The 24,497-nt window shown below is 55.8% G+C and carries 23 protein-coding genes; 14 read left to right on the top strand and 9 right to left on the bottom strand.

The annotated features are described in order from the left end of the window. Positions 1 to 24: 24 nt before the first annotated feature. Positions 25 to 690, bottom strand: a complete 666-nt coding sequence (locus ACRDCA_RS14855; RefSeq protein WP_438690219.1) for a 7-cyano-7-deazaguanine/7-aminomethyl-7-deazaguanine transporter — start codon at positions 688 to 690, stop codon at positions 25 to 27. A 199-nt stretch (positions 691 to 889) separates the two neighbouring features. On the opposite strand from ACRDCA_RS14855, the gene tusA reads away from it, so the two are divergent. Continuing rightward, positions 890 to 1,141 carry a sulfurtransferase TusA gene (gene tusA, locus ACRDCA_RS14850; RefSeq protein ID WP_024484647.1) on the top strand — a complete coding sequence of 84 codons (252 nt, stop codon included), beginning with the start codon at positions 890 to 892 and terminating at the stop codon, positions 1,139 to 1,141. A 14-nt stretch (positions 1,142 to 1,155) separates the two neighbouring features. Here tusA and ACRDCA_RS14845 read toward each other — a convergent pair whose 3' ends face one another. The 3 genes from ACRDCA_RS14845 to ACRDCA_RS14835 form a co-directional block, all read right to left on the bottom strand. Then, positions 1,156 to 2,274, bottom strand: a complete 1,119-nt coding sequence (locus ACRDCA_RS14845) for a DUF4056 domain-containing protein (RefSeq protein ID WP_438690218.1) — start codon at positions 2,272 to 2,274, stop codon at positions 1,156 to 1,158. 144 nt (positions 2,275 to 2,418) lie between these two features. Next, complete coding sequence (locus ACRDCA_RS14840; RefSeq protein ID WP_438690217.1) at positions 2,419 to 4,740, bottom strand: zinc/cadmium/mercury/lead-transporting ATPase; 2,322 nt, start codon at positions 4,738 to 4,740, stop codon at positions 2,419 to 2,421. Between the two features lie 245 nt (positions 4,741 to 4,985). Next, positions 4,986 to 5,612, bottom strand: coding sequence for a lysoplasmalogenase (locus ACRDCA_RS14835; RefSeq protein ID WP_438690216.1), 627 nt, complete (start codon positions 5,610 to 5,612; stop codon positions 4,986 to 4,988). A gap of 163 nt (positions 5,613 to 5,775) precedes the next feature. Here ACRDCA_RS14835 and ACRDCA_RS14830 point away from each other — a divergent pair, with 163 nt between their 5' ends. Continuing rightward, a complete protein-coding gene (locus ACRDCA_RS14830) occupies positions 5,776 to 6,135 on the top strand; it encodes a DUF2500 domain-containing protein (protein WP_438690215.1) in 360 nt (119 codons plus the stop codon). 22 nt (positions 6,136 to 6,157) lie between these two features. Here ACRDCA_RS14830 and ACRDCA_RS14825 read toward each other — a convergent pair whose 3' ends face one another. Then, a complete protein-coding gene (locus ACRDCA_RS14825) occupies positions 6,158 to 6,430 on the bottom strand; it encodes a DUF1145 family protein (protein WP_438690214.1) in 273 nt (90 codons plus the stop codon). Beyond that, on the bottom strand, positions 6,420 to 7,043 hold the full coding sequence (rsmD, locus tag ACRDCA_RS14820) for a 16S rRNA (guanine(966)-N(2))-methyltransferase (protein WP_438690213.1): 624 nt from the start codon (positions 7,041 to 7,043) through the stop codon (positions 6,420 to 6,422). Before rsmD ends, ACRDCA_RS14825 begins: the two co-directional genes overlap by 11 nt. Positions 7,044 to 7,250: 207 nt before the next feature. Between rsmD and ftsY the strand changes: the two genes are divergently transcribed. The 8 genes from ftsY (at position 7,251) to ACRDCA_RS14780 (ending at position 16,110) form a co-directional block, all read left to right on the top strand. After that, the gene (ftsY, locus tag ACRDCA_RS14815; protein WP_438690212.1) at positions 7,251 to 8,798 is read left to right on the top strand and encodes a signal recognition particle-docking protein FtsY; all 1,548 of its coding nucleotides are present in this window, start codon (positions 7,251 to 7,253) and stop codon (positions 8,796 to 8,798) included. Positions 8,799 to 8,803: 5 nt separating this feature from the next. Continuing rightward, a complete protein-coding gene (gene ftsE / locus ACRDCA_RS14810; RefSeq protein ID WP_438690211.1) occupies positions 8,804 to 9,475 on the top strand; it encodes a cell division ATP-binding protein FtsE in 672 nt (223 codons plus the stop codon). Then, positions 9,465 to 10,418 carry a permease-like cell division protein FtsX gene (gene ftsX, locus ACRDCA_RS14805; RefSeq protein WP_438690210.1) on the top strand — a complete coding sequence of 318 codons (954 nt, stop codon included), beginning with the start codon at positions 9,465 to 9,467 and terminating at the stop codon, positions 10,416 to 10,418. Before ftsE ends, ftsX begins: the two co-directional genes overlap by 11 nt. Positions 10,419 to 10,733: 315 nt before the next feature. Continuing rightward, positions 10,734 to 11,591, top strand: coding sequence for an RNA polymerase sigma factor RpoH (gene rpoH, locus ACRDCA_RS14800; protein ID WP_438690209.1), 858 nt, complete (start codon positions 10,734 to 10,736; stop codon positions 11,589 to 11,591). A 244-nt stretch (positions 11,592 to 11,835) separates the two neighbouring features. Beyond that, positions 11,836 to 12,606, top strand: a complete 771-nt coding sequence (locus ACRDCA_RS14795) for an IclR family transcriptional regulator (protein ID WP_438690208.1) — start codon at positions 11,836 to 11,838, stop codon at positions 12,604 to 12,606. Between the two features lie 7 nt (positions 12,607 to 12,613). Continuing rightward, positions 12,614 to 13,519, top strand: a complete 906-nt coding sequence (locus ACRDCA_RS14790) for a dihydrodipicolinate synthase family protein (RefSeq protein WP_438690207.1) — start codon at positions 12,614 to 12,616, stop codon at positions 13,517 to 13,519. 15 nt (positions 13,520 to 13,534) lie between these two features. Then, complete coding sequence (gene rhmD / locus ACRDCA_RS14785; RefSeq protein WP_438690206.1) at positions 13,535 to 14,752, top strand: L-rhamnonate dehydratase; 1,218 nt, start codon at positions 13,535 to 13,537, stop codon at positions 14,750 to 14,752. A gap of 65 nt (positions 14,753 to 14,817) precedes the next feature. Further along, positions 14,818 to 16,110, top strand: coding sequence for an MFS transporter (locus ACRDCA_RS14780; RefSeq protein ID WP_438690205.1), 1,293 nt, complete (start codon positions 14,818 to 14,820; stop codon positions 16,108 to 16,110). 39 nt (positions 16,111 to 16,149) lie between these two features. On the opposite strand, the gene ACRDCA_RS14775 is transcribed toward ACRDCA_RS14780, so the two are convergent. The 3 genes from ACRDCA_RS14775 to panM are packed head-to-tail and all read right to left on the bottom strand — an operon-like array spanning position 16,150 to position 19,794. Continuing rightward, the gene (locus ACRDCA_RS14775; RefSeq protein WP_438690204.1) at positions 16,150 to 18,198 is read right to left on the bottom strand and encodes a hypothetical protein; all 2,049 of its coding nucleotides are present in this window, start codon (positions 18,196 to 18,198) and stop codon (positions 16,150 to 16,152) included. After that, complete coding sequence (locus ACRDCA_RS14770) at positions 18,185 to 19,402, bottom strand: DUF3142 domain-containing protein (protein ID WP_438690203.1); 1,218 nt, start codon at positions 19,400 to 19,402, stop codon at positions 18,185 to 18,187. Before ACRDCA_RS14770 ends, ACRDCA_RS14775 begins: the two co-directional genes overlap by 14 nt. Then, positions 19,399 to 19,794: an aspartate 1-decarboxylase autocleavage activator PanM gene (gene panM, locus ACRDCA_RS14765; RefSeq protein ID WP_438690202.1), complete on the bottom strand. Its 396-nt coding sequence runs from the start codon at positions 19,792 to 19,794 to the stop codon at positions 19,399 to 19,401. Before panM ends, ACRDCA_RS14770 begins: the two co-directional genes overlap by 4 nt. Positions 19,795 to 20,258: 464 nt before the next feature. On the opposite strand from panM, the gene ACRDCA_RS14760 reads away from it, so the two are divergent. From ACRDCA_RS14760 to livG, 4 genes are all read left to right on the top strand, one after another. After that, positions 20,259 to 21,374 (top strand): branched-chain amino acid ABC transporter substrate-binding protein, encoded by a 1,116-nt coding sequence (locus ACRDCA_RS14760; protein WP_438690201.1) that lies wholly within the window; start codon positions 20,259 to 20,261, stop codon positions 21,372 to 21,374. A 150-nt stretch (positions 21,375 to 21,524) separates the two neighbouring features. Continuing rightward, the gene (gene livH, locus ACRDCA_RS14755) at positions 21,525 to 22,451 is read left to right on the top strand and encodes a high-affinity branched-chain amino acid ABC transporter permease LivH (RefSeq protein WP_438690200.1); all 927 of its coding nucleotides are present in this window, start codon (positions 21,525 to 21,527) and stop codon (positions 22,449 to 22,451) included. Continuing rightward, entirely contained in the window at positions 22,448 to 23,731 is a 1,284-nt protein-coding gene (locus tag ACRDCA_RS14750; RefSeq protein ID WP_438690199.1) for a high-affinity branched-chain amino acid ABC transporter permease LivM, read from the top strand. The genes livH and ACRDCA_RS14750 overlap by 4 nt, the downstream gene beginning before the upstream one ends. Then, the gene (gene livG, locus ACRDCA_RS14745) at positions 23,728 to 24,495 is read left to right on the top strand and encodes a high-affinity branched-chain amino acid ABC transporter ATP-binding protein LivG (RefSeq protein ID WP_438690198.1); all 768 of its coding nucleotides are present in this window, start codon (positions 23,728 to 23,730) and stop codon (positions 24,493 to 24,495) included. The genes ACRDCA_RS14750 and livG overlap by 4 nt, the downstream gene beginning before the upstream one ends. Positions 24,496 to 24,497 lie beyond the last annotated feature (2 nt).

The following is a 24,497-nucleotide window of genomic DNA, read 5'->3' as shown; positions in this document are numbered from 1 at the left end:
CTGCCCATATTAACTTAACTCGGCTTAACTCGGTTGCAACTGATTGGCCGGTTGGCGCTCTGCCAGACGTTTGAGCAGCATATTGAGCAGCACACCGTACATTGGCAGGAAGAACGCCAGGCAGATCAGCACCTTGAAGCTGTAATCCACCAGCGCGATTTCCACCCAGTTGGCGGCCATAAAAGGATCGCTGCTTTTGTAGAAGGCGATAAAGAAGAACGCCAGGGTATCGCTGATATTGCCCAGGAACATGGCCGCCGCGGGAGCAACCCACCAGGCGCTACGCTGACGCAAGCGGTTGAACACCTGCACGTCCAGGATCTGGCCCAGTACGTACGCCATAAAGCTGGCGGCGGCGATACGCGCCACAAACAGGTTGAAGCTGGTCAAGGCGGCAAAGCCCTGCCACTCACCCTGGAAGGTCACGGTCGAGATCACATAGGAGATAAACAGCGCCGGGACCATGACGGCAAGGATAATCCTGCGCGCCAATGGGGCACCGAAGATCCGTACGGTCAAGTCAGTGGCCAGGAAGATAAACGGAAAAGTGAAGGCCCCCCAGGTGGTGTGAAAGCCGAAAATGCTGATCGGTAACTGCACCAGATAGTTGCTGGAGGTAATGATGGCGATATGGAATAGCGATAGCCAAATCAACGCGATGAAGCGTTGTCGATCGGTAAACGAATACATGATGTAGCCTTTTTAGGTTATGGGGTGAGGGAACCCATTTTTAACTGCGCGGCGACATGGTACGCGTTTGCGCATTCAATGCAATGGTTAAATTTAACGCAAACGTTAACGTGCCTTGCGCAGAAAAACTACCGGCGTAAACTAGCGGGTAATCAGATCCGGCGAGGGTTCGCCGATCGTTTTAGATCGAGAGAAATGCATGACTGACATTTTTGCCCAGGCAGACCAGACGCTCGACGCGCTGGGGCTGCGCTGTCCGGAACCGGTAATGATGGTGCGTAAAACCGTACGCCATATGGATAACGGTAAAACGTTGCTGATCATTGCCGACGATCCGGCCACCACCCGCGATATCCCGGGTTTTTGCCGCTTTATGGAACACACGTTGGTGGCACAGGAAACCGAACAGGCCCCGTATCGCTATCTATTGCGTAAAGGGCTGGAGAGCTAATCACCGCGAGTTGGTTAGCGTTGCTGCAATATCTGCTGTGCGTCTTGAGCCTGGGCGTGTAATGCCAATCCGTTGAAATCCTCCAGGCGATAATATTTCGCCGGTGCTGGCAGATTGCGCAGGGTATCCCCAGGCCAGAGTTGCAGTTCCCCCAGGGTCGACAGCGTGGATCCCTGCACTTGTAGCGGTAACGTCAGGCGTTGTGGCGCAGTGCTTTCGCTGGGAGGCTGGTTGGGCAGGCGATGGTTGCCGGTGTTGTAATCCCGCTTTAACACCAAAAACTTCTCTGGCACACGGCGGTGGCTGTTCCACCAGTCGCCGTCAATGCTGTCAAATTGCCGCTGGGTTTCCGCGACCGAGACAGCGCCAAGCTGGTGCAGAGCTGCGGGTAACAGTGTCTCCATCGCGCTATCGTAGCTGGCTACGGATGCTGCGCGCCCTTGCAAGATGGCGTCGATCGCCAACCGAGCCCCCAGCAGGTTGGAATACAAATCTTCGGGTGAAAAACCAGAAACCTCTTCAGAAAAGCCCATTACCGACTGATAACCATACCATTGTGCTATCTCATGCCACGCGGCTATCTGGAAGGCGAGTTCCCCGGCCAGATAGGCCGCCAACGTGTAGCGCTGCGCCGGATCCTGCGGCGGGGAAAAAGCATTCATTTGGATACGCCGGTTGGCCAACTCCGGGCCCAGATCGATAGACCATTGCTCGCCCAGTCTGGGCAGCAGTTGGCTGAACAGGAACAGGGTATTATCAGCCGTGTCGCGTACGTGAGCGATGTCGATAAATCCACCTCGATGGGTGTATATCAACCCTGATTGCTCACTGCCTAACCCCAGCAGGTTGCCGATGGCATTAAACGCGCTGTCGTTATAGACGTGTGCGCCAAGCTGGTCGGCATCTACCAGATTGCCCAACTGATAAAACGGCACCGGGATGCCCAATGCCTGCGCTTTGAGGTTATATCCGAAGACGCAGCAAGGCCGTAGACCATCAGGTTGCGACAATGGCATCGTTACTGGCCAGGCAACGCGGGTTTCAGCGGTGGGTTGAGAGGTGATCGGCGTTGCCAACGCCTGGACGGGCAATACCGGGAAAAACAGTAAAAATACCAAAGTAACCAAGCGCATAAGTCAGATTATCCGATCCGAAAATAGGTGCTACCGCTTTCACGCTCAGTGCCAAACCAAAACCAGACGTAGGTTTGCGAAGCGGTAACCAAGGTGCTTCTTAGCGCAACGGCTCAGGGCGCAGTGGAATGCGCCCTGATTATATCACAGACGTTTTTTCAGCAGCCGCAAGGCGTTGGCGGTTACCAGGGCGGTCGCACCGGAGTCTGCCAACACCGCCAGCCACAGGCCAGTCAACCCCAGCAGGGTCGTGACCAGGAAGATCGCTTTCAGCCCAATCGCAATGGTAATGTTTTGGCGAATGTTGGCATGAGTAGCCCGTGCAATCTGGATCATCTCGGCAACGCCAACCAACCGATTGTGCGTCAGGGCAGCATCCGCCGTTTCCAACGCCACGTCGGTGCCGCTGCCCATGGCAATACCGATACTTGCCGCCTTCATCGCCGGGGCATCGTTGATGCCGTCGCCGATCATGGCGGTGGGTTGCAGTTTGCTCAGCTCGGTTACCGCTTGCACTTTGTCTTCCGGCATTAACCCGGCGCGGAAATCGATCCCCAGCTCATTGGCAATCGCTGCCGCTGCACGTGGGTTATCACCGGTGAGCATCACGCCACGGATCCCCAACGCTTTCAGCTCAATAATCGCCTGTTTGGCATCGCTACGTAAGGTGTCACGCAATGCCAATAGACCGATAGCCTGCCCATCCTGTAATACCACCACCGCGGTTTTACCCGCTGTTTCCAGCGTTTCTACCCGGTTGCGCCATTCGCTGCTCAACTGGCTCTCCGTCAACTTGCCCGGTGCGCTGATCAGGATGGTTTTACCGTCGACCTTTCCCTCAACGCCGATTCCTGCCAGAGCACGGCGGCCTTCGGCCAGGGGCAGTGCCGCCCCGTTTTCCGCCGCGCGATTGACGATCGCTTGTGCCAATGGGTGATGCGAGCCTGCCTCGACAGCCGCTGCGATGGCCAGCAATTGCTGTTCGCTGAGACCATCTACTGGCAGCACGTCGGTTACCGTCGGTTTGCCTTCGGTCAGCGTACCGGTTTTGTCGAACGCGATGGTTTGCACTTGGCCCAACTGTTCCAGCGCTGCGCCACCTTTAATCAGTGCGCCTCGTCGTGATGCTGCTGCCAGACCAGAGGTGATGGCCGCTGGGGTTGAAATGACCAGGGCGCATGGGCAGCCGATCAGCAGCAAGGTCAGACCCCGGTAGATCCACACCTGCCAAGGTTCGGCAAACAGCAGCGGTGGAACCAGGATCACCGCCACAGCCAGCAGCATGATCGCCGGAGTGTAATAGCGGCTGAAGCGATCGAGGAAGCGCTCAATCGGTGCCCGACGCTCCTCTGCCTCTTCAATCAGTTGCAGGATACGGTCAATGGCATTTTTGCCCGGTTCGGAAGTGACCTTCATCTGTGCGGCCTGATCGACCGACAGGCAACCCGCAGCCACTTTCTGCCCCTGTTGGCGTTCCACCGGTACAGACTCGCCGGTTAAGGCGCTTTCGTCAAAGCTGGCAAACGGACTAAGCAATTCGGCATCGGCAGGTAAACGGCCACCGGGCGCGATTTCTATCACGTCACCGGGACGCAGGCTGGCGACCGGCACGCGTTTACGTTCGTTACCCTGAATAAGCAGAGCATCTTCCGGCACCAGTTCCATCAAGGCCTTCACGCCACGTCGAGCACGATTGGCCGCGTAGGATTCCAGCAACTCCCCCACCATAAACAGCAGCAGCACCATAGCCGCTTCAGCGGTGGCACCGATAAACAACGCACCAATGGCGGCCACGGTCATCAGGGTTTCTATGGCGAACGGCGTGCCTGAACGGATCAGGCGCAGGGCTTTGCTGGCAACGGGTGCCAGGCCGACTAACGTGGTGATGAAAAAGGCAATCTCGCCGAACAGAGGGTTAAAGATATTCAGGATCCAACTGAGTACCATTAGTGCGGAGAGCAGCAGCAGAGGGCCGAACTCACCAAACCGGGAAGCTTTAGGCTCATCACTTTTTGCCATCGGGGTGGTTCCCAGCAGGGTAAATCCAGCCTGTTTTACTGCATCCTGAACCCGCACGCTGACATCAGATTGGGCATCTACGACCAGTTTTTCGGTGGCAAACAGCACGCGAGCACTATCGACGCCGGGGATCGACGTCACGGCATTTTCGATTTTCTTGGCACAGCTTGGGCAGTCCATGCCGGTCACTTTCCAACTGAACCGCTGGCTGCCGGAAGGAGGGGCGGCAGCCAGCCTGTCGCTTTCCTCATCCGGATCGCCGGGGCCATCGCTACTGCAACAGCTGGCTCCATGCTCATGGGCCGATTCATGGTTATGAGCGGTAGTTTCCCCTACCGTGGTTTTTTCACTGCTACAGCCATGCTGGGTTTTAGCATGGTCATGACCACAGCCGCAGCTATGATCGTGGTTATGTTCTTGATGCTGGTGTTCTTTATGAGTATGCATAGCGCCCCCTTCAGGCAATCCATTATCTTCTCAGAATGAACTCTACACCTTGGAGCTGACTCCAGAGTCAAGAGCGAATTTCCCCCCAGCCCTCTCCCACAGGGCGAGGGAGCTGGTACGGAGTTGTGCTCAGGTGCGCAAGCTAATCTGTGATTGGTGAGATGTTCGAGGACGAGTACCGAAGTTAAGGTGTAGCACGTTTAGTCCCCTCTCCCTTGGGAGAGGGTTAGGGTGAGGGGCGTCAACTAGAGATACAACGAGCGGACAATGAGGAAATGCCCGGAGAAGTAGCAGAAAGCGACCACGGCGTCTGCCGCGCGGAAGGTAAAGCGATAGCGGTTCAGCAGCCAGACGATATTCGCCAACAGCAGCAGCGAGGTGCCCGCCAGCAATGAGAAGCCAAAGTCGGTACTGCGCAGGAAATACTGTTCCCCCGCCAGCCACACCATCAGCAACGTCATGGCAACCAGCGTGGCGATTGGCCAGCGCATCTCTTCCAACCGGCTCCAGATGATGGCCAGCAGCAATACACCAATCACCAGCAACACCAGCGGCAACGGCCAGAACAGGCTGAAGGTCATCTGGCTGGCAAAACTCAGGGTATACAGCAGATGTGAGAGGAAGAAAGCGCCGATGGCATACAGCACCCGCTCACGCGGCAGCAGCAGCAAGGCATCACCCGCCAGCGTTGCCAACAGGCCCAAAACGATCAGGTAACCTGCGGGGCCCAACACCGGCGCCTGCCAGGCCAATAACAGCAACAGCAGCAAGGTGACCGGTTTAAATACCCAGCGCTGCCAGCGCGGGCCGCGATAGGAGGCATCAACGAACAACCAACCGGAAAAAAATACGGCAAGGAACGGCCAACTCATATGTCTTCCTTATTTATCATGGGAGCCGGGATAACCCGCTCCAGGTTGTCACATTCACAGTGTAAGCAGCGCGCAGGGGTTCGACAATGCTTTCTTCTGAATGCTATGTTTACGCCGTTTCGGTGTGAATGGCATCCGCCGCATAAAAAGAGGAAAGTTCTTGATGAGTAAGCCACCGCTGTTTTTTGTTGCCGTGATCGCGCTGATTGCGGTGCTGGCGACCCGCCAATACCTCAACAAACGCCGCCAGGATGCGGATAACGACCGCCAACCGGTGCGTTCATTGCAGGTGGAAGTCAGTGCCAAGCGGGAGTTTCCCGCGCCGAATCGTCGTTCGCGGCAGCGGGAAAACATCGTGGTGGAAGATATGCGTTACGAAGTGTACTTCCGGCCGTTGACCGGCGGCAGTGAGATCAAAATACCATTACCACAGCAGCAATATCATCAGATAAATAAAGGCGAGAAGGGCACGCTGAGCCTACAGGGCACCCGCTTTATCTCTTTCACGGCCGATCATCCGTAGGGGCGCTGCATGCTGCGCCCGCCTATTTTTTCTTTAGCGGCGGCTGCTTTTTCTGCCAGTCCAACAGCTCAAAGACACCAAAGATAAAGATCTTGGTTTCCAACCAGCGGCTAATGGGCTGGTCTTTCGGCTGGGTGGATTTCAAGAGCACCAGTTGCAACCCGTGCATCACCACCATAAAAAACAGCGCCACGTTGATGAAGTAGGTTAGCGGTTTAGGGAACGGGTGGAACAGGTTGGCGAGCAGAAAGCCCCACACGCACAGCATCAGCAAACGGCCCAGATTAATCAGCATGTTCGGTTTTCTCTTCAAGGGAACGGAGATAAAGGCGGTACGCCACTTGGCCGGCGACTTTTTCACGGTGTAATGTCCAGGTTACCGGGACATCGGTGGCGGCGCTTTCGGCTTCGGCCTCAACGTAAATCCAGGCCTCGTTCGCCAGCCAGCCCTGTTGTTCCAACAGCGTGACGGTTTCGGCCAGCAAGCCTTTGCGGAACGGGGGGTCGAGAAACACCACGTCAAAAGGTTGCCCGTTGCCAGCCAGCCAGGTCAAGGCGTTGGTATTGACGACGCTGCCATTGCCCTGCAACAGCGCCAGGTTTTTCCCCAGTTGCTGTGCCACTGGCCGCTCATATTCCAGCAGCGTGGCGCTTTCGGCATAGCGCGACAGCGCTTCCAACCCCAACGCACCGCTGCCAGCGAAGCAGTCCAGACAGCGAGCCCCGCGGATCACCGGTGCCAGCCAGTTGAACAGGGTTTCGCGTACGCGGTCAGTGGTTGGCCGCAGCCCTTCGCTGTTAGGCACCGGCAGTTTACGCCCGCGCCATTGGCCGCCGATGATGCGGATCTGGCCAGCGGAGGCCGTCTGCGGTTTTTTGGGGGCGCCGCGCGGTGGTTGTTTTGCCATAAAGAGTCTTAATCAGTTGCGAGGTTAACGAAAAGTTACCGCTATTCTATACCGAATCGTCGATAAGTTGCAGCCTGGCGGCGGTGGGGGATAAAAACTACCACGATGAAAGCATTGCCGATGCGTGTTGCTGTGCCAGGGAAAGTGATAGACTCGGCGAATTAATTTTTCGCATTTGCAGCCATTGGTACGGAGTAGGGTCAGAGCATGGCAAAAGATAAAAAACGTGGGTTTTTCTCCTGGCTGGGCTTTGGCCAGAAGGAAGAAGAGCAGCAACAACCTGAATCTGCCGTAGAACCGGCGGAGCAGCAGGCCGCAGAAACCCCGGTAGCTCCCAAACTGGACGATAAACTGCCCGCCCAGGAGTCTGCGCCAGCCGCCACCAAAGACACCCCAGGGGAGTGGGATAGCGGCCTGAGCGGCGAACCTATCGCCGAAAATATCCTGCCGCTGGACGAACATCACGCTGAGCCGGTGGCGATCGAAGAGGCTACCGTAGCGCTACAGCCTGAGGTGCCAGCAGAAGAACCTGTGCTGATTCAAGCGCCAGCCGAGATTATCGAACCTGAGCCAGAGCTGGTTGAAGCGGTTATCGAAACACCAGCCGAAATTATCGAACCTGAGCCGGAACTGGTTGAGGCGGTAATCGAAGTACCTGCCGAAATTATCGAACCTGAGCCAGAACTGGTTGAAGCGGTGATCGAAGCGCCAGCCGAGATTATCGAGCCTGGATCAGAATGGGTCGAAGAGGTTATCGAACCAGAGCTGGAAGAAGAACCTGAACAACCCGAGCTGTTGGCTCCGGCGGTGACCCAAGAACAGGAACGCCCGAGCAAAGAAGGCTTCTTCGCGCGCCTGAAACGCAGCCTGCTGAAAACCAAACAGAATCTGGGCTCTGGCTTTATCGGCCTGTTCCGTGGCAAGAAGATCGACGACGATCTGTTCGAAGAGCTGGAAGAACAGCTATTGATTGCCGACGTTGGTGTAGAAACCACCCGCAAAATAATCGAGTCGCTCACCCTGCACGCCAGCCGTAAGCAGCTGAAAGACGCCGAATCGCTGTATGTCTTGCTGAAAGAAGAGATGGCGGAGATTCTCGCCAAGGTGGATCAGCCGCTGGACGTCGGGGGCAAAACGCCGTTCGTAATCCTGATGGTTGGCGTCAACGGCGTGGGTAAAACCACCACCATCGGCAAGCTGGCGCGTCAGTTCCAGGCCGAAGGTAAATCGGTGATGCTGGCCGCAGGCGATACTTTCCGCGCCGCAGCGGTCGAGCAGTTACAGGTTTGGGGTGAACGTAACCGCATTCCGGTCATCGCTCAACATACCGGTGCCGATTCCGCATCGGTGATCTTCGACGCGGTGCAAGCTGCCAAAGCCCGCAATATCGATGTGCTGATCGCCGACACCGCCGGTCGCCTGCAAAACAAGGCGCACCTGATGGAAGAGTTGAAGAAGATCGTGCGCGTCATGAAAAAGCTGGACGAGCAGGCCCCTCATGAGGTTATGCTGACTCTGGATGCCAGCACCGGACAAAATGCGGTTAACCAGGCGAAATTATTTAATGAAGCCGTGGGCCTGACCGGCATAACGCTGACTAAACTGGACGGTACCGCCAAAGGCGGGGTGATCTTCTCCATCGCCGATCAGTTTACCATCCCGATCCGTTACATCGGCGTGGGTGAAGGCATCGAAGATTTACGGCCGTTTAAGGCTGATGACTTTATTGAGGCACTTTTTGCCCGAGAGGATTGATACGGATGATTCGCTTTGAACAGGTCAGTAAAGCTTATCTGGGCGGACGGCAGGCCCTGCAGGGGGTAGATTTTCATCTGCGTCCGGCGGAGATGGCGTTTCTGACCGGCCATTCCGGCGCGGGGAAAAGTACCCTGCTGAAACTGATTTGTGGGATTGAGCGGCCAAGCGCCGGTCATATCTGGTTTGGTGGTCATGACATCAGCCGGTTGAAAAACCGTGAGGTGCCATTCCTGCGCCGCCAGATCGGCATGATTTTCCAGGATCACCATCTGCTGCTGGATCGTACGGTGTATGACAACGTGGCGATGCCGCTGATCATCGCCGGGGCCAGCACCGAAGATATCCGTCGCCGCGTTTCGGCTGCGCTGGATAAGGTCGGGCTGTTGGATAAGGCGAAGAACTTCCCGATCCAGCTTTCCGGCGGTGAGCAGCAACGCGTTGGCATTGCCCGCGCGGTGGTGAACAAGCCTGCGGTGCTGTTGGCGGACGAACCGACCGGTAACCTGGACGACGCCCTGTCGGAAGGGATCCTGCGCCTGTTTGAAGAATTCAACCGCGTTGGGGTGACGGTGCTGATGGCAACCCACGACACCGGGCTGATCGCCCGGCGCAATTACCGCATCCTGACGCTGAGCCAGGGCCGTATGGTAGGGGGATCACAGCATGGCGAATAATGCAAAAACCGCCAAGAGCAAGGCACTGCGCGGTGGCTGGCGTGAACAATGGCGCTATGCCTGGATGAACGCCATTGCCGATATGCTGCGCCAGCCGCTGGCAACGCTGCTGACCGTGATGGTGATTGCCATTTCCCTGACGCTGCCGAGCGTGTGCTACATCGTGTGGAAGAACGTCAGTACCGCGGCGACGCAGTGGTATCCGACACCACAGCTGACGGTGTATCTGGACAAATCCCTCGACGATGACGCGGCGGTCAAAGTGCTGGATGCCATCAAGGCCGAGGCCGGGGTGGAGAAGGTTAACTACCTGTCGCGTGAAGAGGCGCGGGGCGAGTTCCGCAACTGGTCAGGCTTTGGCGGTGCATTGGATATGCTGGAAGAGAACCCGCTGCCGGCCGTGGCGATTGTCACGCCGCAGATGAGCTTCCAGAGTTCCGATACGCTCAGCACTCTGCGCGATCGTGTGGCGGCGGTGCAGGGCGTGGATGAAGTGCGTATGGACGACAGCTGGTTTGCCCGCCTGGCGGCGCTGACCGGGCTGGTGGGTCAGGTAGCCTTGATGATCGGCATACTGATGGTGGTGGCGGTGTTCCTGGTGATTGGTAACAGCGTGCGTCTGAGTATCTTCAGCCGTCGCGATACCATCAACGTAATGAAGCTGATCGGGGCTACTGACGGCTTTATCCTGCGGCCGTTCCTTAACGGCGGTGCGATGCTCGGCTTCTTCGGTGCGCTATTTTCGCTGATCCTGTCCGGCGCGCTGGTGTGGAAGCTGGAGTCGGTGGTGACCAACGTGGCGAAGGTGTTTGGTACCACCTTTACCCTGCATGGCCTGGGTTGGGATGAGGCGCTGCTGTTACTGCTGATTTCTGCCATGATCGGCTGGATTGCCGCCTGGCTGGCCACGGTGCAACATTTACGCCGATTTACACCACAATAGTGATTTTTTGGTATACTCTTCTTCTGCTGCGGCCCGGTTGCCGTGCTGCGGGAGAAGAGTTGCCAGATATCAACATCTCCGCTATCTTCTCAAACGCACAAATTCCCAATCAACCCGAGCTTTCATGGCGTATTGTCGTGTGCACTGTGTGTGAAAAACGGTGAACTTTTCGGGTTGAGCACGGTCAAAATCTGCAGCAAATGTTTAGGTGCCCGGCGTGTGGAACCGCTTTTGCAACAGCAACTGCCGTAAGATCAATAACTCCCCCGCCGTGAAATCGCCTGCATGACCAGTTTTATCAAGAGAGGGTTTTGAATGACCAAAGAAATGCGCACTTTAGCCTTAGTCCCACAGGGCAGCTTGGAAGCCTACCTGCGGGCAGCCAACACCTATCCGATGCTGACGGCAGAGGAAGAGCGGGAACTGGCTGAACGGCTGCATTATCAGGGCGATCTGGAAGCAGCTAAGCAGCTCATCCTGTCTCACCTGCGCTTTGTCGCTCATATTGCCCGTAACTATGCAGGATACGGTTTGCCGGTGGCAGACCTGATCCAGGAAGGGAATATCGGCCTGATGAAGGCCGTACGTCGCTTCAACCCAGAGGTTGGCGTACGTCTGGTGTCCTTCGCGGTGCATTGGATCAAGGCAGAAATTCACGAATACGTGCTGCGCAACTGGCGTATCGTGAAAGTCGCGACCACCAAGGCACAGCGTAAGCTGTTCTTCAACCTGCGCAAAACCAAGCAGCGTCTGGGCTGGTTCAATCAGGATGAAGTGGAGCTGGTCGCGCGCGAGCTGGGTGTTACCAGCAAAGACGTGCGTGAGATGGAGTCACGCATGGCGGCACAGGACATGACCTTTGACCCAACGCCGGAAGACGAAGGGCGTGACGGTCATGCCATGGCCCCGATGCTCTATCTGCAAGACAAGAGCTCAGACTTTGCCGAAGGTATCGAAGAAGATAACTGGGAAAGCAACGCCGCAGACAAACTGGCCTACGCGCTGGAAGGTCTGGACGAGCGCAGCCAGCATATCATTCGTGCCCGCTGGTTGGACGACGACAACAAGTCCACCTTGCAGGAACTGGCCGATCAGTACGGCGTCTCAGCTGAGCGTGTGCGCCAGCTGGAAAAGAACGCCATGAAGAAACTGAAGATGGCGATCGAAGCGTAACAGCACTAAAAAAATCCGTAAAAACGGCGCCTAAGGGTGCCGTTTTTTTTGGTTTCAACTCCGCCAAAAGGAGTCCAGTATTTTGGAATGAATGCCGATTTTATCCTTAAAAATCATAATTTTGTTCCAACCTATTGGAATGTGAAAAATTTAAGAGAGCTGCATCACAGCCAGGCATTCTGCCGCTTTTCCCTGTTCACTATTCATTCTATATATTGTCCATCACTCAAGAATGGATTCCAATATGATGGAATTGACCACTAAATCTAAAGTTCCAGCGTTGTCCCGTGCGATGGCGATCCTCAATCTGGTATCAGAACAAGGGCACTGTTCTGCCAACGTTATTGGCAGCGCCTTGGGCCTGCCGAAAAGCACGGTCTATTTGCTACTGGAAGAACTCAAACACCTGCGATTGTTGGCCCAAGGCAAAGATGGCAGTTATCGGTTGGGCTTGAAACTGCTGGAACTGGGCAGCCAGGTGAGCCGTCAACTGGATCTTCGTGCGATTGCCTTGCCGCGTTTAAGCGCTTTGATGAACAGCACCGGCCATCTTTGTCATCTCGGGGTTCTGGACGATGATGCGCCTATTTATCTGATCAAAGTTGAAAGCCAATCCAGCATTCAGGTTCGTACCTGGGAGGGAAAACGTCTCTCTTTATGCCGCTCATCATTGGGTAAATGCCTGCTGGCCTGGTGTGGCAGAGAACGTCAGGACATGTTGATCCGCAGCATCGTTTTCACCGATGGCCTGCGCAATACCATCACTAACGAAGCTCAGTTGCGGGCAGAGTTGCAGAAAATTCGCCAAACCGGCTGGGCTTACGATAACGAAGAGGATGTTGCCAATATCCGTTGCATCAGTGCGCCGGTCTTCAATGCCGCAGGAGAGGTGATGGCCGCTATTTCGATCGTGGGGACTACCTTACAAATCGGCGAGAGCAACCTGACGGAATTGGTGGGCAAGGTCAAAGAGAGTGCCGGGGAAATTTCCCAAGCATTAGGTTACCGAGGATAAGGTGAATATGATGAAGCGACCAACTGGCGTGATCAGCGCTATGTTAACACCATGGCAGGCAGCTGCCCCCAATCTGCACGAGCTACGCCGAATTGTCGATTTTCAGATCGCCGGTGGGTTAACCGCGCTTTTCCCCGTCAGCTCGGTGGGGGAAGCTGGTTATATGACGTTTGAGCAAAAGTGTACCGTGGTTAACACCGTGGTGGAACAGGCTGCTGGACGCGTCCCCGTATGGGCTGGCATTCCGGCGACAACGCCGCAGGAAAGCATTGCGTTGGCGGATGCTGCTCACCGTGCCGGAGCCAGTGGCGTGGTATTGATGCCTGCGAACTTCTACCATTATGACCCGGAGCGCCATGCTCTCTATTTTGCCCAGATAGCCAGCGCCGTAGCACTGCCGCTGTGTCTGTACAACATTCCTTTCTTTGCCGATCCGCTGAGCGCTGAGCTGGTAGCCGGTTTGGCTGCGCACCCGAACATTGTTGGTATCAAAGACTCCGGTGGCGATGCGGTCGGCTTTATGAAGATGTTGGCACTGTGCCCAGAGGTCGATAAGGACTTCAGCGTGATGACCGGGCGGGAAGAGTTCTTCTTTGCCGCGCTTTGCGCCGGGGCAAAGGGATGTGTCACAGGAACGGCGGGGGTGATGCCGGAACTGATGCGCCGTATCTACGACCTTTTCCAGCAGGGCGATCTGGTTGCCGCGCGTGAACTGCAAATGATGGCGATCCCACTCATGAACCTGATGGCCAGTTTGCCTTTCCCATTGGGCTATAAGTGTGCGATGGAATTACGCGGTTTTTCCATGGGGGAACTACAAGTACCATTAACACCATCACAACAACAAACACTAGAGCAATTAAAACAACCCATCAATAAAGAAATTAACCATTTGTTATCCTACATTCAATAATACGGGGTTAATATTATGCTTCAGTCTAAATCTTTACCAAAGATAAAACAGATCCGTGCTTATTTCATGGGCGGAGCAACCGCAGAAAAAGGGTCGGGCGGTGCCGACTATCACGATCAGGCTGGAAAACATTGGATTGATGATAAAATCTGTACGCCAATGAGTAAATATAAAGAATATGAACAGTCCAGACAGTCATTCGGTATTAATGTATTAGGTACGCTGGTTGTAGAGGTTGAAGCAGATAATGGTATTACCGGTTTTGCCGTTTCTACTGCCGGGGAAATGGGCTGTTTTATTGTTGAAAAACATTTAAACCGCTTTATTGAAGGGCGCTGTGTTTCTGATATCAAATTGATCCACGATCAGATGTTGCGTTCGACCATGTTTTATTCCGGCGGCGGCGGGGTGGTGATGAATACCATATCCTGTGTCGATCTGGCGCTATGGGATCTGTTTGGCAAATGTACCGACTTGCCGGTTTACAAGCTGTTAGGTGGTGCCGTGCGCGATGAGATCCAGTTTTACGCCACCGGTTCCAGGCCGGATCTGGCGAAGGAAATGGGGTTCATCGGCGGTAAAATGCCAACCCATTTTGGCCCACATGACGGCGATCTCGGCGTACGCGAGACGGCAAAAATGGTGGCGGACATGCGTGAAAAATGCGGCCCCGATTTCTGGTTGATGCTCGATTGCTGGATGTCGATGGACGTCAACTACGCAACCAAAGTGGCTTATGCCTGCGCGCCTTATAACCTTAAATGGATTGAGGAGTGTTTACCCCCGCAGCAGTATGAAGGCTATCGCCAGTTGAAACGCAATGCCCCTGCCGGGATGTTGGTCACCACTGGTGAACACCACGGAACGTTGGAGTCATTCCAGACCCTGTCGGAAACCGGCATCGACATCATGCAACCGGATGTTGGTTGGTGCGGCGGATTGACCACGCTGTTGGAAGTGGCTGCGATTGCCAAGGCGAAAGGGCAATGGGTGGTGCCGCATGGCTCTTCGGTTTATTCTCACCATGCCGTTATTACCTTTACCAATACGCCATTCAGCGAATTCCTGATGACATCACCAGGGGCGGACTCCATGCGTCCGCAGTTCGATCCGATCTTACTGAATGAACCGGTGCCAATCAATGGCCGCATGCATAAGTCGGTATTGGATAAACCAGGATTTGGCGTTGAGCTGAATCCGGTCTGTCAGTTAACTCGCCCTTATACCCATTAAGTCTTTCTCGATCATTACCGGTTTTTACTTCGGGTATTAACCGGTAGCATAATGAGGCTTGAACTATGACCACGCAATTAACAACGGCGGTGGCAAAAACGCGTTGGCGCTTGATTCCATTTATGCTCTCGCTTTATATTCTGGCATTCTTGGATCGGGCAAATATCGGTTTTGCCAAAGAATCTTATCAATTAGACACCGGATTAAGTAATGAGGCTTATGCATTAGGTGCCGGTATATTCTTTGTGGCCTATGCATTATTGGGGGCACCTGCAAACTTATTAATGCGTAAATTTGGTGCAAAAACCTGGATTGGCTGTACGACTCTGGCTTGGGGGGTATTATCTTCGGCCATGGCATTTGCTGACACCGAGGCTAAGTTTCTGCTGGTACGCACCTTACTAGGCGCGGCAGAGGCCGGTTTCTTCCCTGGTATGATTTACCTGACCTCGCTGTGGTTCCCGTTAAAAAACCGGGCTTCAGTTATGGGGCTATTTTATATGGGGGCACCTTTGGCATTGACGTTGGGTAGCCCGCTTTCTGGGGCTTTGCTGGAAATGCATGGCTTTGCCGGCCATGCCGGTTGGTTCTGGATGTTTATTATAGAAGGCTTACTGGCAGTGGCCGCCGGGATCTGGACCTTCTTCTATCTGGACGATGAGCCTGCCAAGGCACGTTTCTTAAGTGCAGCGCAGAAGCAGGCATTGATCGACGAACTGGCGGCAGAGGAGCGTAAAAAGGGCGTTTCCCGCATCCTTGATGGGCTACGTATTCCGGCCATTTGGCACCTGGCACTGATTTATCTGATTATCCAGATCAGCGTGTATGGCCTTATCTTCTTCCTGCCGACGCAGGTAGCAGGACTGTTGGGCACCAAAGTGGGCTTTACCGCCTCGTTGGTTACGGCAATTCCTTGGATCGCTGCCATGTTTGGCACCTATTACATTCCTCGTTACGCAGATAAAACCGGGGCGTTACGCAACGTCGCTGCGGTAACGCTGCTAGTGGCTGCGTTGGGGATTGGAGCATCGGCGCTGGTAGCCAGCCCTGCCTTGGCCATTATTGCGCTGTGTTTTGCGGCCGTCGGGTTTATTGCGGTCCAACCGGTATTCTGGACAATGCCGACGATGCTGCTCAGTGGCAGTGCACTGGCGGCAGGTGTAGGTTTTATCAACATGTTTGGCGCAATTGGCGGTTTTCTGGCGCCGATTATCCGCGTCAGCGGCGATCGGTGGTTCGGTAATGAGATCGCGGGGCTATTGATACTGTGCGGCATAACGCTGGTTGGTTTTGTCGCCATCCTGCTGCTGAAACAAAAACGCCCGGATTTGGATCAGGGCGTGGCGCTGGTAAAATAAGCTAGGGCAACAGGTGGGGAAACCCACCTGTTAAAGCGATTAAAATTCTGGGGCCGGGCAGTCGTAGCCAAACTTGGTGCCCCAATCGAACTGGGTGCCGTTCTTGATATAGCGCTGATACAGCGCCCGGCCGGTCTTGGCGTCACGGGCAATCACCCAACCTGCGGCGTTACACAACACGGCGGCATAGGCCTGGCTTTTCGGTGGCAGTAAATCGGCGGCCTTTTGTGCCAGACCCACCGCTTGCCAGCGGTAGTGCAGGAAACGGTTATCCGCCTCCGGCAACGATTTCTTGGCCCGCGCCGCCTCGGCCGCGCTGATCCAACTCTTGTCTTTGCTATCCTTGGTGTTGAACGCATCCCCCAGATAGGAATACCCCGCACCATAAATATTGTAATCCGGCGTCATTTCGTAACCGGTGAACTCCAACCCCTGTGAGCGCAATAGCGCCGCCGCCTGATAGTAGCTTTTGGCGCGAGCGTTGTTATCTGCCGTTTTATCCTGTGCCGTTTTCAGCAAGTTGGCAAAGTCCTGCGCAGCCTGGCGGTAGTTAGGAATGGCAAAGTAGTTCACTGCTTCCTGATAACGGCCTGCGCGCATCATTCTCCGCGCCAGCAGTTCGCGCAGTTGGACTTCCTGGGTGATCCGTTCGCCATTGTACTCATCGGGTTTAACCGGCTTCAATGGCGTGGTTGGCGCAGGAGCGTGCTTATCCACAAAGCCTTTCAGTTCATCGATGGTCAGCACCCGCTCGGCGATATCCGCCACGTCTGCCCAGTAGTTTTCTTTGCCGCGATACATCAGATCCATCGCTTGCAGATAGTCACCCCGGTTCAGCGCCAGAATGGCCTGCTCGCCGGCTACCCGGCAATCTGGGACGATCATCTCGGGTGCGAACTCGTCGTTGCGCTGCTCTCCCCAACTCTCATCCGCAGGGAAGGCGGCTGCGGCCTTGGCATAGGCGGCAGTCGCGGCCTTCACATCGCCGTCGCGCAGGGCCATCTTGGCGCGTAGCCACCAGGCTAAACCACTATCACCGGCGTTCTTCAGCAGGTTGGCCGCCATGGCATATTGTCCGGAACGATAGGCCAATGCCGCCAGCCGGTCGCTGCCGGTGAAACCGCTTTTTACCGAGTCGTTAAGCAGCGTCAGGTTCTGCTCGATAATCTGTTTTGCGCCCACCCCGTTGCTAGTGGCGTCGGACATTTGCAGGTTACTGCCACGGGCGAACAGTTCAATCGTGACCAACTGCTGGATCAACGGATCGTGAATGGCCTGTTTTAACGCCTCCACATGTTGCGGATTGATCAAATAGGTGGAGATGTACTGTAGCGAAAGCCCACCGTCAGGATCGCCCTGGGCGGCTTGCTGAGCGTAAAGCTGTGCCGCCGGGATAAACTCCCCAAGCCACAAATGAATACGCGCCTGCTGGCCCAGGCTGCTCAGAGCTAACTGGTCGGGATCGGCAGTGCCCTTTTTCACCCGAGCGATCACCTGTTGGAAGGCGGCCTGAGCTTGCTCAAGCTGCGCTTTTTCCGGGTGCTTCACTACCGGCTCGGCACCCGATTCGGTTTCTGGCATGCCATGATCGCCCATCAACAGGCGACCCAATGAGTATTGCGCTCGTAATCCCCACTCGCCCTGCTCGGCGTCAGGCAGCGCTAACACCTGCTGAAAATATTGCGACGCACGGGGATCTTCGGCGGCAAAAGCAACCGCACCCAGCGTATACAGGCGAGCGGCATTAGATAACCCCTGCGCATTCACCGCATCGGCCTCTTCAACGGTTTTGGTAGCCCGCATTTGCGCAATGGCCTGTTGCTCTGGCGAAAGCGGCATCGGTTTGGGGGGGGTTATCGGAGCTGGAGCTTGCCAGTGTGGCAGCTGTGGATCTACCGCTACCAGGCGGCTCGCTTCGAAAGCGAAATTGCCCTCAGGCATCGACAGCAGGGTGCCGTTGCGATTCATCAGCAGGCGGTTGGGAAAATCAGGTCCACAGGCCTGACCGCTTAACGGCATGATCAATGCAGCGGCGATTAAGGATGCTAGTGGGAGCACACGGCTGCGGTGCGAATCAAGGTATGACATGAGTGCCTCCTGGCGCGATCTGTTGGCAGCGTAGCCAGCCCAGCGGGCGTGATTGCCCTGCCCGTAGCTGATCGCCGCTAATGCGAATAAAGCGTAGTGGTGCCGATGGGGTTGCCAGCTGGTAATTGCCTACTGCATCAGCTGCCAGGCAACCTTCGGCTTGAATGTGGATCTCACGGGGTAACGGGGCATCCACCGGTCCCTGATTTTCGATAATCAAATCGTACAACCCATCTTGCTGTGGCTGCGGCAGAAACTTGACCTGCCAGCTGACGAGCAGTGGCTGATGTTGGATCACCGCCCGCAGCGTCGCCATCGACCAGGCGCGGCGATCGTTCGCCAGCGGCAGGCGGAACCAGATAATGCCGCGCAGGTGCGGTAGTGGGCGTTGCGCGAGCTGCTGCAAGAAATCGGCAATCTGCTGCGGTGCCACGGTCAGTTCCTGCACATTGCCCGCTACGCGCTGCGAGGCTTCGCTTTCAACCAACGCCCCTTGGGCATCGTACCCCAACAGAGCCATGCCGTAGGCGGGTAAGGCGATACGGAAAGGTTTAGGGCTAAGGTGTGCATATAGACGTACCCACTCCAATGCCAATTGACCATCGAATAAACCTTGGGTTGGTGAGAGCACCGCATGTACCTGAAGTACCGAGCTGTCTACCTGTTGCAGCACTCCAGGTAGTGCCGGGGAGCCAATCCAGGCTGGCAGGGCGGTAATGCCAAGCTGTAATGACGGGGAAAGCTTTTGACGCAGTTGTCGCAGGAATTTTTGATATTCGGGCAGTCGTGCCGTGGCGGCGTCATGGTCAATTTCCACGCCGACTACCGACAAACCCGCTGCCTGCCAGCGTTGCAGCTGTTGTTGCAGGCGGGCATAGATGGCGGCTTCATCCAGCTGCATCAACTGTCCATCCAGCCGGACGACCAGCCATAACGGGCGGCCATCCTGTTTCAGCAGGGCGGTATCGGCCTGAATATCGCGAAAACCCTCACGCGGATGCACTTGCAAACCCAACACGCGCAGGGTGCTAAACAGGTCCTGGCTGGCGGCCAGCGCCTCGGCATGCTGGGGAGTCCAGACTCGTTGCCAGACATAGGCCTGTTGATCCCAGGAGTGAGGCAGATGGGTTGCCTGATAGCGTCCTGCCAACCCGGCTGCCAGTGCTAGCAGCAGTAAAACTGCCATGACGATCCAACGTTTCATTTTTTCTGCCAGCAATCGCCCTGTGCCTGGAAACCACAGGCGCGCATAAAGTTGCCGACCTCACCACGCTCACGTGCGGCCAATCCTGCGGTAGTCAGTTGCCAATGTTGCACCTGTGGCAACTGACGTTGCGCATCCTCGATCAGATACAGCCCCACGCCACGGCGGCGAGTGACTTCGCGCACCATCAGGTCGTGCAGTTGGGCGGTCTGGTCGTGGATCTCGATTTTTACCGCTCCCAGCAACCGCTCGTTAAATCGGGCGGCGAACAGCGTCTTGCCCTCCTCCAGCCAGCCTAGCCACTGCGCAGGTTGTTGATGTGGCCAGATTTTACCAAGGTCGATCAGATCTTGCGGGGACAGGTTGGTCAAGCGCTCAATGGTCAGTTTCATGCCGGGTTTCCGCACCGATAAAGGATGCCGATAGTGTAATGGATCTTGCTCAGCGCGTTGTGTAAGTTTTTCTATACGTGTGCTGGGCAAAATGTTTTTTGCCGTGGGCATTTTCCGAGTAAACGATTGGTTAATGAGGTGTTAACTAGCACATCGCGCTGTTCCTGATGGCAAACAGCGCAGATTTAATCCGGATTTTATCCTGTTTACACCGCTTGTTTCTGACATTGAGAGTTGCTTTGCAGAAGAAAATTCCTGTTTAATGACATGAAAAATAAAGTCTTATTAGAAAATATTGTCGCAAATGTGCCTAAATCATTATTACTTATAGATAAAAGCGTTCTGGCGTCGTTTTTCGGGCCGCAGCCAAGGGGCTGTAACTTGCAATCCGCCCGCTAGAAACAATGATTAGGTGTGGCAAACAACAACAGCAACACTCACAACGACAGATGGGGATTAAGCGGATGAAATTAACAAAGGGTAAAGCGTTGCTGGCCGGTTGTATCGCGATGGCTATGGGTCATGTCGCTATGGCAAAGGACATCAAGGTGGCCGTAGTTGGCGCGATGTCAGGCCCGGTGGCGCAGTATGGTGATATGGAGTTCACCGGTGCGCGTCAGGCGATTGCCGATATCAACGCCAAAGGCGGTATCAAAGGCGATAAGCTGGTGGCAGTAGAGTATGACGATGCCTGTGACCCGAAACAGGCAGTAGCGGTAGCCAACAAGGTCATCAACGATGGTATCCGTTATGTGATCGGCCACCTGTGCTCTTCTTCCACCCAGCCAGCCTCCGATATCTATGAAGACGAAGGCGTGATCATGATCACCCCGGCGGCGACCAACGCCGATCTGACCACCCGTGGCTACAAGATGATCATGCGCACCACCGGTCTGGATTCCGATCAGGGCCCAACGGCTGCCAGCTACATCCTCAATGACATCAAACCCAAGCGTATCGCCGTGATCCATGACAAGCAGCAATATGGTGAAGGCCTGGCGCGTTCGGTGCGTGACAGCCTGAAAAAGCAGGGTACCGACCCAGTGATGTTTGAAGGTATCACCGCAGGCGATAAAGATTTCTCTACTCTGGTTGCCCGTCTGAAGAAAGAAAACGTCGATTTCGTCTACTTCGGCGGTTACTACCCGGAGATGGGGCAGATCCTGCGTCAGGCCAAGCAGGCCGGTTTGACTACCCGTTTCATGGGGCCGGAAGGCGTGGGTAACTCTTCGCTGTCCAACATCGCCGGTGCCGCGTCTGAAGGCATGCTGGTGACCCTGCCAAAACGTTACGATCAGGTCCCAGCCAACCAGCCTGTGGTGGATGCATTAAAAGCCAAGAAACTGGATCCGACCGGGCCATTCGTCTGGACCACCTATGCTGCACTGCAATCGCTGGTCACCGGGATGGAGCGTAGCGGTAGCCAGGAACCGGCAGATATCGTCAAAGATCTGAAAACCGGCCAACCGGTGGCAACCGTCATGGGTCCACTGAGCTGGGATGATAAAGGCGACCTGAAAGGCTTCGAGTTCGGGGTATTCGAATGGCATGCCGACGGTTCATCAACGCCGATTAAATAAGCCTGGTTTAAAGGTGGCTCTTTCTCCGGACGGGAGATAGGGCCACCACGACTGCAAAATCTACAAACCGGGAATTCCCGGCGCCTGCAACGCCAGCAGGCCGTTGGGCCGCTCTTTGTCGGCCAGCACAACACCTTAGAAGGTCAGAGTATGTCAGAGCAGTTCCTCTATTTTCTGCAGCAGATGTTCAACGGCGTGACGCTGGGCAGCACCTATGCATTGATCGCCATCGGTTACACCATGGTCTACGGCATTATCGGCATGATCAACTTCGCCCACGGTGAGGTGTATATGATCGGCAGCTATGTCTCCTTTATCGTGATCGCCGCCTTGATGATGATCGGCATCGACGTCGGCTGGTTGCTGATCGGCGTGGCATTTCTGGTGTCAATCGTCATTGCCAGCGCCTATGGCTGGAGCATTGAGCGCGTGGCCTACAAGCCGGTGCGCAGTTCCAAGCGTCTGATTGCGCTGATTTCCGCCATCGGGATGTCGATATTCCTGCAAAACTACGTCAGCCTGACGCAGGGGTCGCGTGATGTGGCGCTGCCAAGCCTGGTCACTGGCCAATGGGTGCTGGGTGAGAGCAACGGCTTTGCCGCAACCATCAGCACCATGCAGCTCATCATTTGGGTGGTCACCTTCCTGGCGATGCTGGCCCTGACGATGTTTATCCGTTATTCGCGTATGGGCCGTGCCTGCCGTGCCTGTGCGGAAGATTTGAAGATGGCCAGCCTGCTGGGCATCAATACCGACCGGGTGATTTCGCTCACCTTCGTGATCGGGGCCGTGATGGCGGCGGTAGCGGGCGTGCTACTTGGTCAGTTCTACGGCGTAATTAACCCTTACATCGGTTTTATGGCGGGGATGAAAGCCTTCACCGCTGCGGTACTGGGTGGCATCGGCAGTATTCCTGGCGCAATGATCGGCGGGCTGGTACTGGGTGTGGCCGAAGCGCTCACTTCGGCCTATCTGAGCACCGAATATAAAGACGCGGTGTCTTTCGCCTTGCTGATTGTAGTGTTGCTGGTGATGCCAACCGGCATCCTTGGGCGTCCGGAGGTTGAGAAAGTATGAAACTCGGTCTGCTTAACGCCTGTATTGCCACGGTTGTGCTGTTTGTCATGGCCTCCTTCCTGATGGGGATGCAACTGAGCCTCGACGGCACCAAACTGGTGGTGCACGGCGCCGCCGAAGTGCGCTGGATGTGGATTGGTATCGGTTGTGTGGTGGTGTTTTTCTTCCAACTGTTGCGCCCGCTGATGCAGCACGGGATGAAGAAAATCTCCGGCCCGGCGTTCGTATTGCCAAGCTTTGATGGTTCGACCCTGCGCCAGAAGGTGTTGGCAGCGGCGATCATCATTGCTGCCGTAGTCTGGCCGTTCCTGGTGTCGCGCGGTACGGTGGATATCGCCACCCTGACGCTGATTTACGTCATGCTGGGGCTGGGCCTGAACGTGGTGGTCGGCCTTTCCGGCTTGCTGGTGCTGGGCTACGGCGGCTTTTACGCCATCGGTGCCTATACCTATGCGCTGCTGAACCATTATTACGGCCTGGGATTCTGGGAAAGTCTGCCGTTGGCTGGGATTGTCACCGCCGTCTTCGGCTTCCTGCTTGGTTTCCCGGTGTTACGACTGCGGGGAGACTATCTGGCGATCGTCACGCTCGGCTTTGGCGAAATCGTCCGCATCCTGCTGCTGAACAACACCGAAATCACCGGTGGGCCGAACGGCATCAGCCAGATCCCGAAACCGACCTTCTTTGGCCTGGAGTTTAACCGCAGCGCCCGCGATGGCGGCTGGGATACCTTCCATAACTTCTTTGGCCTGAAATACGATCCCAGCGACCGCATCGTGTTCCTCTATCTGGTGGCGCTGCTGCTGGTGATACTGACGCTGTTTGTGATTAACCGCCTGCTGCGCATGCCGCTGGGCCGCGCCTGGGAAGCGTTGCGTGAAGATGAGATCGCCTGCCGTTCACTGGGCTTGAGCCCGACCAAGATCAAGCTGACCGCCTTCACCATCAGTGCCGCCTTTGCCGGTTTCGCCGGGACGCTGTTTGCCGCACGTCAGGGGTTTGTCAGCCCGGAGTCCTTCACCTTTGTGGAGTCGGCCTTTGTGCTGGCGATTGTGGTGCTGGGCGGCATGGGTTCGCAGTTTGCGGTGATCCTGGCGGCGATCTTGCTGGTGGTGTCCCGTGAGCTGATGCGCGATCTGAATGAATACAGCATGTTGCTGCTGGGGGCGCTGATGGTATTGATGATGATCTGGCGGCCACAGGGGTTGCTGCCGATGAAACGCCCGCAGTTGAAATTGCAAGTGGCTGATATCAAAGCGGTGAAGGGGGAGCAGGCATGAGTACTCAACCTTTACTGGCGGTTGCCGGGCTGTCAATGCGCTTTGGCGGTTTGCTGGCGGTCAACAACGTCGCGCTGGAACTGCATCAAGGTGAAATTGTCTCGCTGATCGGTCCGAACGGTGCGGGCAAGACCACGGTGTTCAACTGTCTGACCGGGTTCTATCGCCCGACCAGCGGCACCATCAAACTGCGCGATCGCCATCTGGAAGGGCTTTCCGGCCAGACCATCGCCCGTATGGGCGTGGTGCGCACCTTCCAGCATGTACGCTTGTTTCGCGAAATGACGGTGATTGAAAACCTGCTGGTAGCCCAGCATCAGCATCTGAAAAGCGGCGTGTTTGCCGGTTTGCTGAAAACCCCGGCGTTCCGTCGTGCAGAGGCCGATGCGCTGGAGCGCGCGGCAGTATGGTTGGAACGCGTTGGTCTGCTGGAGATGGCCAACCGTTCGGCGGGCAACCTGGCCTATGGCCAACAGCGTCGGCTGGAAATCGCCCGCTGTATGGTCACGCGCCCGGAATTATTGATGCTGGACGAACCGGCGGCGGGCCTCAACCCGAAAGAAACCGATGAGCTGGATCACCTGATCGTCGAGCTGCGCAACCAGCACCAGGTATCGGTGCTGTTGATTGAACACGATATGAAGCTGGTGATGGGGATTTCCGATCGCATCTACGTGGTGAATCAGGGAACGCCGTTGGCGCAAGGCACACCGGCAGAAATCCGCAATAACCCGGACGTGATCCGGGCCTATCTGGGCGAATAAGC

Source organism: Serratia sp. (in: enterobacteria) (assembly GCF_051654945.1).
Taxonomy (GTDB): domain Bacteria; phylum Pseudomonadota; class Gammaproteobacteria; order Enterobacterales; family Enterobacteriaceae; genus Chania.
The sequence above is the reverse complement of the archived record's forward strand: the minus strand, read 5'-3'. Positions and strand labels throughout refer to the sequence as shown.

Bases quoted from the DNA above. Each gene is read 5' to 3' on its own strand.
- ACRDCA_RS14855 (WP_438690219.1), bottom strand. From the start codon at position 690: ATGTATTCGTTTACCGATCGACAACGCTTCATCGCGTTGATTTGGCTA.
- tusA (WP_024484647.1), top strand. From the start codon at position 890: ATGACTGACATTTTTGCCCAGGCAGACCAGACGCTCGACGCGCTGGGG.
- ACRDCA_RS14845 (WP_438690218.1), bottom strand. From the start codon at position 2,274: ATGCGCTTGGTTACTTTGGTATTTTTACTGTTTTTCCCGGTATTGCCC.
- ACRDCA_RS14840 (WP_438690217.1), bottom strand. From the start codon at position 4,740: ATGCATACTCATAAAGAACACCAGCATCAAGAACATAACCACGATCAT.
- ACRDCA_RS14835 (WP_438690216.1), bottom strand. From the start codon at position 5,612: ATGAGTTGGCCGTTCCTTGCCGTATTTTTTTCCGGTTGGTTGTTCGTT.
- ACRDCA_RS14830 (WP_438690215.1), top strand. From the start codon at position 5,776: ATGAGTAAGCCACCGCTGTTTTTTGTTGCCGTGATCGCGCTGATTGCG.
- ACRDCA_RS14825 (WP_438690214.1), bottom strand. From the start codon at position 6,430: ATGCTGATTAATCTGGGCCGTTTGCTGATGCTGTGCGTGTGGGGCTTT.
- rsmD (WP_438690213.1), bottom strand. From the start codon at position 7,043: ATGGCAAAACAACCACCGCGCGGCGCCCCCAAAAAACCGCAGACGGCC.
- ftsY (WP_438690212.1), top strand. From the start codon at position 7,251: ATGGCAAAAGATAAAAAACGTGGGTTTTTCTCCTGGCTGGGCTTTGGC.
- ftsE (WP_438690211.1), top strand. From the start codon at position 8,804: ATGATTCGCTTTGAACAGGTCAGTAAAGCTTATCTGGGCGGACGGCAG.
- ftsX (WP_438690210.1), top strand. From the start codon at position 9,465: ATGGCGAATAATGCAAAAACCGCCAAGAGCAAGGCACTGCGCGGTGGC.
- rpoH (WP_438690209.1), top strand. From the start codon at position 10,734: ATGACCAAAGAAATGCGCACTTTAGCCTTAGTCCCACAGGGCAGCTTG.
- ACRDCA_RS14795 (WP_438690208.1), top strand. From the start codon at position 11,836: ATGATGGAATTGACCACTAAATCTAAAGTTCCAGCGTTGTCCCGTGCG.
- ACRDCA_RS14790 (WP_438690207.1), top strand. From the start codon at position 12,614: ATGATGAAGCGACCAACTGGCGTGATCAGCGCTATGTTAACACCATGG.
- rhmD (WP_438690206.1), top strand. From the start codon at position 13,535: ATGCTTCAGTCTAAATCTTTACCAAAGATAAAACAGATCCGTGCTTAT.
- ACRDCA_RS14780 (WP_438690205.1), top strand. From the start codon at position 14,818: ATGACCACGCAATTAACAACGGCGGTGGCAAAAACGCGTTGGCGCTTG.
- ACRDCA_RS14775 (WP_438690204.1), bottom strand. From the start codon at position 18,198: ATGTCATACCTTGATTCGCACCGCAGCCGTGTGCTCCCACTAGCATCC.
- ACRDCA_RS14770 (WP_438690203.1), bottom strand. From the start codon at position 19,402: ATGAAACGTTGGATCGTCATGGCAGTTTTACTGCTGCTAGCACTGGCA.
- panM (WP_438690202.1), bottom strand. From the start codon at position 19,794: ATGAAACTGACCATTGAGCGCTTGACCAACCTGTCCCCGCAAGATCTG.
- ACRDCA_RS14760 (WP_438690201.1), top strand. From the start codon at position 20,259: ATGAAATTAACAAAGGGTAAAGCGTTGCTGGCCGGTTGTATCGCGATG.
- livH (WP_438690200.1), top strand. From the start codon at position 21,525: ATGTCAGAGCAGTTCCTCTATTTTCTGCAGCAGATGTTCAACGGCGTG.
- ACRDCA_RS14750 (WP_438690199.1), top strand. From the start codon at position 22,448: ATGAAACTCGGTCTGCTTAACGCCTGTATTGCCACGGTTGTGCTGTTT.
- livG (WP_438690198.1), top strand. From the start codon at position 23,728: ATGAGTACTCAACCTTTACTGGCGGTTGCCGGGCTGTCAATGCGCTTT.